General features: G+C 75.0%; 1 protein-coding gene. It reads right to left on the bottom strand.

The annotated features are described in order from the left end of the window. Positions 1 to 161: 161 nt before the first annotated feature. On the bottom strand, positions 162 to 428 hold a 267-nt coding region (locus AC066S_RS39575), incomplete at its 5' end, for a VWA domain-containing protein (protein WP_478272026.1).

Genomic DNA, 428 nt, shown 5'->3' with positions numbered 1-428 from the left:
GGCGAACTCCGCCACCACCGTGCCGTCGGCTTGCGTCGCCAGCCGGGGCAGCAGGCCCGCGGCCACGTCCTTCTGCGCGCGCTTCACGAAGCCCGCGTTGGCCAGGGCGGTGAGCGCCTCGGGCGTGAGTTCGAGCAGATCGGCCCGGTCCGCCGCGCCAGTCATGCCTGCACCTTCTCGGCCAGCCAGGCTGCGAGCTGCCCCGGCGTCATCGCGCCCACCTGCGCGCCCTCGCGCACGAGCCGCGCGGCCATCTCCCGGTCGTAGGCGGGTTCGGCCTGCGCATCGAGCGCGGCCAGGCCCAGCACCCTGGCGCCCGCACCGGTCAGGGCCTTCACGCGGCGCACCAGCTCGCCCGGGTCGCCGCCTTCGTAGAAATCGCTCACCAGCACGACGATCGTGCGCGCCGGGCTGGCCACCAGCGACTG

Source organism: Bradyrhizobium sp. CFUWI, assembly GCF_056429085.1.
The sequence above is the reverse complement of the archived record's forward strand: the minus strand, read 5'-3'. Positions and strand labels throughout refer to the sequence as shown.